Annotated in this window: 14 protein-coding genes; 2 read left to right on the top strand and 12 right to left on the bottom strand. The window is 54.7% G+C overall.

The window, feature by feature from the left end; translation table 11 throughout:
* Positions 1–40: 40 nt before the first annotated feature.
* The 5 genes from thiL to nrdR all read right to left on the bottom strand — a co-directional run bounded on the left by thiL (position 41) and on the right by nrdR (position 3,645).
* The gene (thiL, locus tag ACQG2G_RS04780) at positions 41–1,012 is read right to left on the bottom strand and encodes a thiamine-phosphate kinase (protein ID WP_348596100.1); all 972 of its coding nucleotides are present in this window, start codon (positions 1,010–1,012) and stop codon (positions 41–43) included.
* A 76-nt stretch (positions 1,013–1,088) separates the two neighbouring features.
* Entirely contained in the window at positions 1,089–1,508 is a 420-nt protein-coding gene (nusB, locus tag ACQG2G_RS04775; protein ID WP_006809908.1) for a transcription antitermination factor NusB, read from the bottom strand.
* A 21-nt stretch (positions 1,509–1,529) separates the two neighbouring features.
* Complete coding sequence (gene ribH / locus ACQG2G_RS04770) at positions 1,530–2,000, bottom strand: 6,7-dimethyl-8-ribityllumazine synthase (RefSeq protein ID WP_003859098.1); 471 nt, start codon at positions 1,998–2,000, stop codon at positions 1,530–1,532.
* Positions 2,001–2,087: 87 nt separating this feature from the next.
* Positions 2,088–3,191 carry a bifunctional diaminohydroxyphosphoribosylaminopyrimidine deaminase/5-amino-6-(5-phosphoribosylamino)uracil reductase RibD gene (gene ribD, locus ACQG2G_RS04765; protein ID WP_061771803.1) on the bottom strand — a complete coding sequence of 368 codons (1,104 nt, stop codon included), beginning with the start codon at positions 3,189–3,191 and terminating at the stop codon, positions 2,088–2,090.
* A gap of 4 nt (positions 3,192–3,195) precedes the next feature.
* Positions 3,196–3,645, bottom strand: coding sequence for a transcriptional regulator NrdR (gene nrdR / locus ACQG2G_RS04760; protein WP_008503337.1), 450 nt, complete (start codon positions 3,643–3,645; stop codon positions 3,196–3,198).
* A gap of 152 nt (positions 3,646–3,797) precedes the next feature.
* Between nrdR and ACQG2G_RS04755 the strand changes: the two genes are divergently transcribed.
* Entirely contained in the window at positions 3,798–4,337 is a 540-nt protein-coding gene (locus tag ACQG2G_RS04755; RefSeq protein WP_061773050.1) for a DUF3251 domain-containing protein, read from the top strand.
* Between the two features lie 271 nt (positions 4,338–4,608).
* On the top strand, positions 4,609–5,493 hold the full coding sequence (locus tag ACQG2G_RS04750) for a nucleoside-specific channel-forming protein Tsx (RefSeq protein ID WP_025756198.1): 885 nt from the start codon (positions 4,609–4,611) through the stop codon (positions 5,491–5,493).
* A gap of 78 nt (positions 5,494–5,571) precedes the next feature.
* Here the strand turns inward: ACQG2G_RS04750 and ACQG2G_RS04745 are convergent, their stop codons facing one another.
* From ACQG2G_RS04745 to queA, 7 genes are all read right to left on the bottom strand, one after another.
* The gene (locus tag ACQG2G_RS04745; protein ID WP_020686374.1) at positions 5,572–6,252 is read right to left on the bottom strand and encodes a helix-turn-helix transcriptional regulator; all 681 of its coding nucleotides are present in this window, start codon (positions 6,250–6,252) and stop codon (positions 5,572–5,574) included.
* Positions 6,253–6,266: 14 nt separating this feature from the next.
* A complete protein-coding gene (locus ACQG2G_RS04740; protein WP_029883411.1) occupies positions 6,267–6,632 on the bottom strand; it encodes a VOC family protein in 366 nt (121 codons plus the stop codon).
* A 139-nt stretch (positions 6,633–6,771) separates the two neighbouring features.
* Entirely contained in the window at positions 6,772–7,743 is a 972-nt protein-coding gene (gene secF, locus ACQG2G_RS04735) for a protein translocase subunit SecF (protein WP_013095834.1), read from the bottom strand.
* Positions 7,744–7,753: 10 nt separating this feature from the next.
* Positions 7,754–9,601, bottom strand: a complete 1,848-nt coding sequence (gene secD / locus ACQG2G_RS04730) for a protein translocase subunit SecD (protein WP_071830016.1) — start codon at positions 9,599–9,601, stop codon at positions 7,754–7,756.
* A 27-nt stretch (positions 9,602–9,628) separates the two neighbouring features.
* Entirely contained in the window at positions 9,629–9,961 is a 333-nt protein-coding gene (yajC, locus tag ACQG2G_RS04725; protein ID WP_000007630.1) for a preprotein translocase subunit YajC, read from the bottom strand.
* A 22-nt stretch (positions 9,962–9,983) separates the two neighbouring features.
* Positions 9,984–11,111: a tRNA guanosine(34) transglycosylase Tgt gene (gene tgt, locus ACQG2G_RS04720; protein ID WP_013095832.1), complete on the bottom strand. Its 1,128-nt coding sequence runs from the start codon at positions 11,109–11,111 to the stop codon at positions 9,984–9,986.
* 55 nt (positions 11,112–11,166) lie between these two features.
* Entirely contained in the window at positions 11,167–12,237 is a 1,071-nt protein-coding gene (gene queA / locus ACQG2G_RS04715) for a tRNA preQ1(34) S-adenosylmethionine ribosyltransferase-isomerase QueA (protein WP_029883413.1), read from the bottom strand.
* Positions 12,238–12,294: the final 57 nt, after the last annotated feature.

Below are 12,294 nucleotides of genomic sequence, written 5' to 3'. Positions count from 1 at the left end.
TAAGGCGAAGCCGCCACCCGGCAGTACAGATCGCACAACATCACCCGAAGTGATCGTACCCTTTCCAGTCCAGCGTAACGGGCGCACCATCTTTCACAAACTTCAGCCCTTCACTCTCTGGCATGATCTGGCCGATACAGGTAAATTTCGCGCCAAGATGCGCTAACGCCACGTCCAGCGTCCCACGGTTGAGCTCAGGCACGGTAAAGCACAGCTCATAATCTTCTCCACCGGAGAGCGCCCAGCGCAGCGCCTGCTCAGGCTCGACGTGTCGAAGCAGCTGCTCTGATAGCGGGAACAGATCCAGGTCAACGCGCGCGCCGACACCGCTGGCCTTCAGAATATGGCCGAGGTCTGAAATTAACCCGTCCGAGAGATCGATAGCCGAGCTTGCCCGTTCGCGTAGCGCCTGGCTGTGAAGAATACGCGGCGTTGGCCGCAGATGGCGTTTGACCAGATACGCCGCGTCGTCAGTGACATTCACTGTTAAGCGATCCTGGAGGATCGCCAGTCCCGCTGCGCTGTCGCCCGGCGTACCGGTGACGTAGATCCAGTCGCCAGGTTTCGCCCCGGAGCGTTTCAGCGCGCGTCCAGCCGGCACATAACCGTGGATCGCGAGCGTCATCGATAGCGGCCCCGCCGTGGTATCGCCGCCAATCAATTGCATGTCGTAGTAGTTAAGCTGCTCAAACAGAGCGTCACTAAAGGCTTCAAGCCAGGGTTCATCGACCTCTGGCAGCGTCAGGGCCAGCGTTAACCACGCCGGATCGGCCCCCATCGCAGCCAGATCGCTCACGTTGACCGCCAGCGCTTTATACGCCAGGTCGGCAGGATCGATATCAGGTAAGAAATGGCGCCCGCACACTAAGGTGTCGGTGCTGATTGCCAGCGTCTGTTTTTCGGGAATATTGAGAAGTGCACAGTCATCGCCAATGCCGGTTTCAACATCAAGACGAGAGGTTCTGACACGGTCGAAATAACGGGCAATCAGGGAGAATTCGCCGCATGCCATACGTTATGCCTCAGCAAATAAAAGAAAAAACCGGAGTCGCACTGCCCGTCAGGCAATGCAGAGCTCCGGTTTGGGATCACTTTTTGTGGGGACGGATCGCAGGTGCTGCTTTATCAAGAACGCCGTTTACAAACTTGTGGCTGTCTTCAGCGCCGAAGGTTTTCGCCAGTTCGATCGCTTCGTTGATGGCCACTTTGTACGGCACATCATCACGTTTAGACAGCTCAAACAGCGCAATGCGCAGCACTGCTTTTTCTACCTGACCCAGCTCTTCGAGCAGACGGGAGAGGTAGGGTTTCATCAGACCATCGAGATACGCGCTATTAGTCGCCACTCCCGACAGCAGTTCACGGAAGTACAGAACGTCAACATCTTTCACGTCCTGTTCTGACAGGAACTGGTATTCAACATCAGCGATGTCGTTCTGGGACAACTGCCAGGAGTAAAGTGCCTGAACGGCACATTCACGGGCGCGGCGACGAGCAGCAGGTTTCACGGAATTCCCCTTACAAAAAAATCAGGCCTTGATGGCTTTCAATACATTGATCATTTCAAGCGCGGTCAGTGCAGCTTCTGCACCTTTGTTACCGGCTTTAGTGCCAGCACGTTCGATGGCTTGTTCAATACTTTCGGTGGTCAGCACGCCGAACGCGACAGGAATTTCAGCGTCCTGTGCAACGTGCGCCAGACCATTGCTTGCACCGCCCGCAACGTATTCGAAGTGCGCAGTGCCGCCACGAATAACGGTACCCAGCGCAATCACCGCGTCGTATTTACCGGTTTTCGCCAGCGCGCCCGCTGCCAGTGGCAGTTCGTAAGCACCTGGAACCCACACAACGGTAATGTTGTCATCTTTAACCTGGCCGATACGTTTCAGGGCGTCAACCGCACCTTCCAGCAGGCTATCGTTGATGAAGTTGTTGAAACGCGCAATGGTGATGGCGACGCGAGCGTCCGGGGTAGCTACAGCAGCTTCAATAATGTTCATACTCTTCCTTTACGGGTTCATTTGGCCCCGCAGGGGGGCGGATTTTATCATAATACTTTGCGCACTGCTTCCCTATTTCAGGAGCAATTACGCTGTCGTTAAATGGAGGCAAACATCCGGACCCACCGGACGAATCTCGCTAAATTTGAGTTGTGGTGCATCGGCCAGTTTTTCAAGGCCGGGCAGCACAAACAGGCCACGCGCGTCGCTACCCAGCAGTTTAGGCGCAACGTAGACAATCAGTTCATCGACCAGACCTGCCTGGAGCAGTGCGCCTGCCAGCGTCGGGCCGGCTTCCACCCAGATGCTGTTCACCTGCTGCTTACCCAGTTGCATCATCAGCACCACTAAATCCAGATGACCGTTGTGCTCCGGCACCATAATGCTGCGCACGCTTTCCGGCCAGTCGCGTGAATCTTCCTTTGTGCGGGCAATCCAGGTTTCACCGGGCTGCTGCACAATGCGGTGTTCAGGCGTGACGCGGTTCTGGCTATCAATGACAATACGCAGCGGCTGACGCAGGTTTTCCTGTGGGTACAGCGCCTGGGTATCGGCATTCAGTTCGTTCCAGCGCACGGTCATGGCCGGATCGTCCGCGAGAACCGTTTCACTGCTGGTGAGGATAGCATGGCTTTGCGCACGCAGACGTTGCACATCGCGCCTTGCCTGCGGCGAGGTGATCCACTGACTTTCGCCGTTCGCCATCGCCGTGCGGCCATCCAGTGAGGCGCCCAGCTTGAGCTGAATATACGGGAACCCGGTACGCATACGCTTCAGGAAGCCTTTATTGATAGCTTCCGCATCCTGCATCATCAGGCCGTGGCTAACATCGATCCCTTCCTGCTGCAGACGGTACAGACCACGTCCGGCCACCTGGGGATTAGGATCCTGCATCGCAGCGACAACGCGCGACACTCCCGCCGCAATCAGCGCTTCACAGCATGGCGGTGTGCGCCCGTGATGGCTGCACGGCTCAAGCGTCACGTAGGCCGTAGCCCCACGCGCTTTTTCACCCGCCATACTCAGGGCATGCACCTCAGCATGGGGCTCGCCCGTGCGGTAGTGGAAACCTTCGCCCACGATCTCGCCATCTTTAACAATGACGCACCCGACGTTGGGGTTAGGATGGGTGGTAAATCGACCGCGCTGCGCCAGCTTCATGGCGCGCGCCATGTACATCTCATCCTGCATGGACTCAATCCTGTAAGCGGGCGATCTCTTCGCCAAACTCTTTGATATCTTCGAAACTGCGGTAGACAGAGGCGAAGCGGATATAGGCAACCTTATCGAGCTTTTTCAACTGCTCCATCACCAGATTGCCGATCATCTTGCTGGGCACTTCACGTTCACCCAGACCACGAAGGTAAGATTTAATGTGGTTTAACGCCATTTCGACGTCATCCGCGCTGACGGGGCGTTTCTCCAGCGCCTTAAGCATTCCGCTGCGCAGCTTCTCTTCGTTAAACGGCTCGCGCACGTCGTTACTTTTTACCACGCGCGGCATGACCAGCTCTGCCACCTCAAAGGTCGTGAAACGCTCGTTACATACCAGACACTGCCGACGGCGGCGTACGGAAGACCCTTCGCCCACAAGACGAGAATCGATGACTTTGGTATCCACAGCGGAGCAGAATGGGCAATGCATACGGTATCCCTGTTATCTGGTTAACTGACTTTCATTTTACCCTGAACTGGCCTGACAACAAAGGAAGAGCTTTTTGAGACAAAGGATCTATGTCTGTCGGGATGATGCTGGCTACCATTACGGTGATCCGTTATTTCAAGGAATTAAACGCAATGACAAGACGTTACCTGAAAATTCTGCTGGTGGGGAGCCTCTTCACCCTTAGTGCCTGTGCACAGCAAACCGAAGTCCGCCAGATGAAACAGAGCGTGAATACGCTCAATACGGCAATGGACAAACTGAACAAAGAGACCGTGAAGATCACCCAGCAAAACGCGCTGAATGCAAAATCCACCAGCGGAGTGTATTTGCTGCCGGGGGCCAACACCCCTGCCCGTCTCAACAGCCAGGTTGGCACGTTAAAAATGTCGCTGGTGAATGTGGCGGCAAATGCGGATGGTACTCGCGCAACATTACGCATTCAGGGTGAGTCCAACGATCCGCTGCCAGCCTTTAGTGGCACCGTCGAGTGGGGCCAGATCCAGGGCACCACCGAGAATTACCAGGAGGTGAACGTGAAGAATCAGCTCTTCACCGCCCCGGCCAGTGTTTTAGCGCCGAGTGATGTGGATATTCCGCTGCAGTTAAGTGGCCTTCCGCCCGATCAGTTAGGCTTTATCCGTATTCACGACATCCAACCCGCCGCGCAGTAACCCCCCTCCTTTTGAGCGGAGTGAAATGTCACTCCGCTAACATTTACATTTCGTATGGATTGGCAACATAAATGATTGCCGCTACAATCCCGGCCGTTTAAAGTACGCAAACGTGAACGCAATCGATTACGCGTGTGAGAGATATGTGAAACAACACATATTTTTGTGAGCAAGGATTCCTATAATAGGCTCCGCAGAAACACGAAATATTTAGAAACGCAATTCGCGCATTTTTCACTCCCGGAAGGGAATTTCAATCAGTGGCATGATTATGAAAAAAACATTACTCGCAGCCGGCGCCGTGCTGGCATTGTCCTCCTCTTTCACTGTTAACGCAGCGGAAAACGATAAACCACAATACCTCTCCGACTGGTGGCACCAGAGCGTTAACGTGGTCGGCAGCTACCACACCCGTTTCGGACCTCAGATCCGTAACGATACCTACCTGGAGTACGAAGCGTTCGCCAAGAAAGACTGGTTTGATTTCTACGGCTATATGGATGCACCGGTCTTCTTCGGTGGTAACACCGACGCAAAAGGTATCTGGAACCACGGTTCCCCACTGTTCATGGAGATCGAACCGCGCTTCTCTATTGATAAACTGACTGGTACCAGCCTGGCGTTTGGTCCGTTCAAAGAGTGGTATTTCGCGAACAACTATATCTACGACATGGGCCGTAACAAGTCCGGTCGCCAGAGCACCTGGTATATGGGTCTGGGTACCGACATCGACACGGGCCTGCCAATGAGCCTGTCTCTGAACGTGTACGCTAAGTATCAATGGCAGAACTACGGTGCCGCGAACGAAAACGAGTGGGATGGTTACCGTTTCAAAGTGAAATACTTTGTGCCAATCACCCAGCTGTGGGGCGGCAACCTGAGCTATATCGGCTTCACCAACTTTGACTGGGGTTCCGATCTGGGCGACAACGACTTCCGCGATCTGAACGGTAAGAAAGCGCGCACCAACGACTCCATCGCCTCCAGCCACATCCTGGCGCTGAACTACGATCACTGGCACTACTCTGTTGTTGCGCGTTACTGGCACAACGGTGGACAGTGGAACGACGACGCCAGCCTGAACTTCGGCAACGGCGACTTCAGCGTCCGTTCTACCGGTTGGGGTGGTTACCTGGTAGTGGGTTACAACTTCTAATCGTGTGATTGTTGCCGGGTGGCGCTGACGCTTACCCGGCCTACAAAACCTGTGCGGGCTGTCTCTCCCCGTGGCTTGTTACTGCTTCACCTTGCGCAAAAAATCCGCCAGCGATCGGTCTGCACTCTCACTAAAGCGTCTTTCCGTAAGGACAATTTTGAGGCATCTGTCGAGACGGAAACAGCGATAGTCATCGCGCAGTTCACACCATGACGCCAGTAACCAGCGTTCTCCCCAGAAAAACAGCCCCAGCGGCTGAACCTCACGCGTTGAAAATTGCCCCGCTTCGTCACGATAATGCAGCACCAGCACGCGCTGGGCCGAGATCGCCTGATGTATGACATCAAAATCACTGCGGGAGTGGCTTTTCATGCCAAAATCCGGGGCGTAGATCCGCGTCTGCTCTGCCTTTCGGCGGCTCTCTTCGGGCAGGATCGCGAGCACTTTCTCCTGTGCCGACTCCAGTTCGCGCGACAGCGACTCCCCGCCCCAGGTGGTAAGCAGGCGAATAGCCACAATCAGCGCCTCAGACTCCTTGTTTGTCAGCATCAGCGGCGGCAGGTCAAACCCCGACATCAGCCGGTAACCGCTCCCCGCTTCGCCCTCCACCGGCACGCCGGAAAGCGACAGGTCGCGGATATCGCGGTACACCGTGCGCTCAGAAACGCCCAGCCTGTCCGCAAGATGCGCTGCCGTTGTCAGACGTCGGCCCCGCAGGATCTGTACTATCTGAAACAAACGGTCAGCGCGTCGGGTCATTTTTGCTTACGCTCTCAGGCAGGTTGATGAAGGCCGACGCGATTACCTTCGCTGTCGGTAAATAAAGCAATAGTACCAATACCGCGCGGTAACTCCAGCGGGCCAAACACGCACTCGCCGCCCGCAGAGGCAATGCGATCGAGCGTTGCTGTCAGATTGTCAGTATGCAGGTAGATAATGGCCCCCTGCACCGAGGGAATAATCCCCTCAAATTTTGCCAGCGCGCCGCCGGTGGCCGGATCCTCATGCGGGAATACCGCCAGCTCGGCGCTGTCCATTTTCTCGCGCCTCAGTGAAATCTGCATCACTGGCTCATAAAATTTGATGGCGCGATCCATATCCGCGACCGGAATCTCAAACCAGTTAATCACACTTTTCATACATCCTCCTGCCTCTTGTTTGGGTTCAACAGGAGTCTACGACAGGGCTCCTGACAGCATACTGTCAGGAGTGTTTGTCAGGAGCAGATAAAAAAAATCCCGGTCAACAGACCGGGATTTCGATAACACGATAAACGTCTTACGGCAGAATAGACGGCTGATCCGCCCCTTCTTTCTCGACTTTCTGCTGGAGCAGGTGCTCGCGCTTCATGCCAAGTTTCAGTGCCAGAGCGGACGCCACATAGATTGACGACGCGGTACCGATAGACACACCGATCAGCATGGTCAGCGAGAAGCCTTCCAGCACTGGACCACCGAAGAGATACAGCATCAGGATCACCATCAAGGTGGTACCTGATGTGATCAAGGTACGGTGCAGGGTCTGGGTCAACGACACGTTAAAGATTTCGTACGGCGTACCGCGACGGATCTTACGGAAGTTTTCACGAATACGGTCAGATACCACGATACTGTCGTTCAGGGAGTAACCGATAACGGACATCAGGGATGCCACAATTGTCAGGTCAATCTCAATATGGAACAGAGACAGTACGCCCATGGTGATCACCACATCGTGCGCCAGTGCGATAACCACCCCCGCCGCCAGTCGCCACTCAAAGCGGAAACCGACGTACACCAGGATGGAGATCAGCGCCACCAGCAGTGCCATCGCACCGGTTTGCGCCAGGTCCGCACCCACGCTCGGGCCGACGAACTCAATACGCTTAACCGTGGCGTTCTGGCTGGTTGTTTCGTTAATCACGCTAACAACCTTGCTGCCCAGTTCCTGACTGCCGTTGGCATCGTGTACCGGCGGCATACGCACCATGATGTCGCGGCTGCTGCCGAAGTTCTGCAGCAGCGGCTCTTCAAAGCCCGCTTTCTGCAGTGACTGACGCATCTGGTCCATATCAACCGGTTTTTCCAGGGTGATTTCAATCACCGTACCACCGGTGAAATCCAGACCCCAGTTAAAGCCTTTTACGCCCATAACGACGATGGACAGAATCAGCAGTAAACCTGAAATGCCGAAGGCCCAGTAGTCCCAGCGCATAAAGTCCCAGACTTTACGGCCGTGGTTCAATTGTTCAACAGTATATTCCTGTGCCACAACGCACTCCTCAGATAGACAGCTTTTTGACGCGCTTGCCGCCGTACAGCAGGTTCACGATGGCACGGGTGCCGACAATAGCAGTAAACATTGACGTTGCAACACCGATACCGGTGGTAATCGCAAAGCCTTTGATTGCGCCAGTCCCCACTGCATACAGGATAAGAACCTTGATCAGTGTTGTTACGTTCGCATCGAAGATGGAGCTGAACGCGCCTTTATAGCCTTCATCAATCGCCTGCTGAACAGAGCGACCGTTGCTCAATTCTTCTTTGATACGTTCGTTAATCAGTACGTTGGCGTCGACCGCCACCGCAAGGGTCAGAACGATACCCGCAATCCCCGGCATGGTCAGCGTCGCCCCTGGCAGCAGGGACATAATGCCGATGATCAGCACCAGGTTCGCGATCAGCGCGGAGGTGGCAATCAGACCAAACTTCTTATAGAAGAAGATCATGAAGAGGATAGATACCGCCAGACCGGCCAGACATGCTTCCAGCCCCTGCTGGATGTTTTGCATACCCAGAGTTGGACCAATGGTACGTTCTTCAACAATCTGAATTGGCGCAATCAGCGCACCGGCACGCAGCAGCAGAGAGAGCTGACGCGCTTCGTTCGGGTTGTTGATACCGGTGATACGGAAGCTGTTACCCAGACGAGACTGGATATTGGCGATGTTAATCACCTCTTCCTCTTTCACCAGCACCGCACGGCCGTTAGCGTCTTTCTTACCGCTGTCTTTGTACTCCACGAACAGGGTTGCCATCGGTTTACCGATGTTGTCCTTGGTGAAGTTAGACATGATGTTACCACCCGCGCTGTCCAGCGAGATGTTAACCTGCGGCTGGTTGTACTCGTCCTGGCTGGAGGTGGAGTCGGTGATATGGTCACCGGTCAGGATCACGCGTTTGTACAGCACAACGGGCTGACCTTCGCGGGTCTCTTTCACTTCCGAGTCACCCGGAATACGGCCAGAAGCGGCAGCAGACTGGTCAACGTTGGTGTTCACCAGACGGAATTCCAGCGTTGCAGTGGCGCCCAGAATCTCTTTCGCGCGCGCGGTGTCCTGAATACCCGGCAGTTCTACAACGATACGGTCAGCACCCTGACGCTGCACCAGCGGTTCAGCCACGCCCAGTTGGTTTACACGGTTGCGCAGAATGTTGATGTTCTGCTGAACGGCATATTCACGCGCTTCTTTCAGACGGGCGTCGGTCATTACCGCGCGCAGCTGGTTGCTGCCCTGAGCGGTGATCACCAGGTCACGGTGACGTTGGGTCAGGTAATCTACAGCCTGATCGCGCGCCGCACTGTCACGGAACGTGATGCTCATACCGTAGTTATCTTCTTTACGAACGGTGGTATACGCGATGCCTTTTTCACGCAGATCGCTGCGCAGGCTATCGATATTCTGTTCCTGCAGTTTGCCCAGCGCGGTATCCATATCCACTTCCATCAGGAAGTGTACGCCGCCACGGAGGTCAAGACCGAGTTTCATTGGCTCTGCGCTCAGCGCAGCCAGCCAACGTGGGGTAGCAGGAGCAAGGTTAAGCGCCACGACGTATTTATCACCCAGCACGCCCATCAGCGCTTCACGAGCGCGGAGCTGCGTGTCGGTGGTGTCGAAGCGAGCAAGAATTGCGCCCTCTTCCAGAGCCACAGACTTAGCGGTAATTTTTTCTTCTTGTAACGTTTTCTGGACCTGGATCAGCGTTTGCTCACTGGCGGCGACACCGCGCGCGCCAGTGATTTGAACAGCCGGATCCTCACCATACAGGTTGGGAAGCGCGTACAGCAGGCCGACGAGAATCACGACGACCAGCATGATGTACTTCCACAAAGGATAACGGTTTAACACGGCAGTTCCCTTTGGGAAAAGTTGGGATTACAGCGCCTTCATGGTGCCTTTCGGCAGAACGGCAGCTACGAAGTCACGTTTGATAACCACTTCAGTGGTGTCGTTCAGGGCGATAGCAATGTAGCCACTTTCAGCCACTTTGGTTACGCGACCGACCAGGCCACCGTTAGTCAGGACTTCATCACCTTTCGCGATGGAGTCCATCAGCTTTTTGTGCTCTTTGGTACGCTTCTGCTGTGGGCGCAGGATCATGAAGTAGAAGATCAGACCGAACACAACCAGCATCAGAATCAGAGACATCGGGCTGCCCTGCGCTGGAGCACCTGTTGCCGCTACCGCATCAGAAATAAAAAAGCTCATTCAAATTCCCTCATTATTAATATTAATCAACGTTCAAAGGTGGAACGGTTCGACCCTGACGTTGGTAAAAATCGGTCACGAAGCTCTCTAATTTACCCTCTTCGATAGCCTTGCGTAAACCAGCCATTAAGCGCTGATAATAGCGAAGGTTATGAATGGTATTGAGACGCGCGCCCAAAATCTCATTGCAACGATCGAGATGATGCAAATACGCACGAGAATAATTGCGACAGGTGTAGCAATCGCACTCGGCATCGAGCGGACTGGTGTCACTCTTATGCTTCGCGTTACGGATTTTCACCACGCCATCGGTAACAAACAGATGACCGTTACGTGCGTTACGGGTTGGCATGACGCAGTCGAACATATCGATGCCGCGGCGCACACCTTCAACCAGGTCTTCTGGCTTACCCACACCCATCAGGTAACGGGGTTTATCCGCCGGGATTTGCGGGCAGACATGTTCCAGAATACGGTGCATGTCTTCCTTCGGCTCACCCACAGCTAAACCGCCGACAGCGTAGCCATCAAAACCTATCTCTACCAGACCTTTAACAGAGATATCGCGTAAATCTTCGTAAACACTGCCCTGGATAATGCCGAACAGCGCATTTTTGTTCTGCAGGGAGTCAAAACGGTCGCGGCTACGCTTCGCCCAGCGTAGCGACATCTCCATGGAACGTTTAGCGTAATCCCAGTCCGCCGGGTATGGCGTACATTCGTCGAAGATCATCACGATGTCAGAGCCGAGATCGTACTGAATCTCCATAGACTTTTCAGGATCGAGGAAAATCGGATCGCCGTTGATCGGGTTACGGAAGTGGACGCCCTCCTCGGTGATCTTGCGAATATCACCCAGGCTGAAGACCTGGAAACCGCCAGAATCGGTCAGGATCGGGCCTTTCCACTGCATGAAGTCATGCAGATCGCCGTGAAGCTTCATGATCTCCTGACCAGGACGCAGCCACAGGTGGAAGGTATTACCGAGGATAATCTGGGCGCCAGTGGCTTCTACTTCTTCCGGCGTCATCCCTTTTACGGTGCCGTAAGTCCCCACAGGCATAAACGCGGGGGTTTCCACCACGCCGCGATCAAACACCAGGCGACCGCGACGCGCGCGGCCATCGGTGGTATCGAGTTCAAATTTCATTTTTATTCCTCTGTGCCAGAAAAACAGTCCAACACATTATTCCGGTGCCGCGGACTTATTCCCCGACACGCTCATTCAAAGCCAGCGGATTGTACGTGATAAACATCGCGTCACCGTAGCTAAAAAAGCGATATTTTTGTTCTACCGCAGACTTGTATGCCGCCATGGTGTGCTGATACCCCGCAAAGGCGGAGACCAGCATAATCAGCGTTGATTCAGGCAGATGGAAATTGGTCACCAGTGCATCGATGACTTTGTACTGATAGCCCGGATAGATAAAGATCTGCGTATCGCCAAAAAACGGCTCGATCAGATCTTTTTGAGCCGCCTGGGCAGCGCTCTCCAGTGAACGTACGGAGGTGGTGCCCACCGCAACAACGCGGCTGCCGCGCGCTTTTGCCGCCAAAACCGCATCAACAACCTCCTGCGGCACTTCAGCATACTCAGAGTGCATGATGTGATCTTCAATGCTGTCTACCCGCACCGGCTGGAAGGTGCCCGCGCCGACGTGCAGCGTCACAAACGCCATCTCCACGCCTTTTGCGCGTAATTTTTCCAGCAGCGGTTCGTCAAAGTGCAGACCCGCCGTCGGCGCCGCTACCGCGCCAGGCTTCTGGCTGTAGACGGTCTGGTAGAGCTCACGATCGGCTTCTTCATCCGGGCGCTCAATGTACGGCGGCAAAGGCATGTGGCCGATGGCGTTGAGAATATCCAGCACCGTGCGCTCATCGTTGAACTCCACTTCAAACAGCGCGTCGTGGCGCGCGGTCATGGTTGCTTTGATGCTCTCGTCATCGCCCAGCAGCAGTTCGGCACCCGGTTTAGGTGCTTTAGAGGCGCGAATATGTGCCAGAATACGTTTATCATCGAGCATACGTTCGACCAGCACTTCAATCTTGCCGCCGCTGGCCTTGCGGCCAAACAGACGCGCCGGGATCACGCGGGTATTGTTAAAGACCAGCAGATCGCCAGGGTTGAGCTTGTCGAGCAGATCGGTGAAAGTACCGTGCGTCAGCTCGCCCGTTGGCCCGTCCAGTGACAGCAAGCGACAGCTACTGCGCTCAGGCATTGGATAGTGAGCAATCAGGGATTCAGGTAGTTCAAAGGAGAAATCGGCGACGCGCATGACGTATACTCGTGACTTAAAAACAGGCGGCATAGTCTAGTGCTCACACCCTTTTGC

The organism is Enterobacter cloacae complex sp. 382A5, from assembly GCF_050031095.1.
GTDB lineage: Bacteria > Pseudomonadota > Gammaproteobacteria > Enterobacterales > Enterobacteriaceae > Enterobacter > Enterobacter cloacae.
This window is presented reverse-complemented; position numbering and strand designations above follow the sequence as displayed.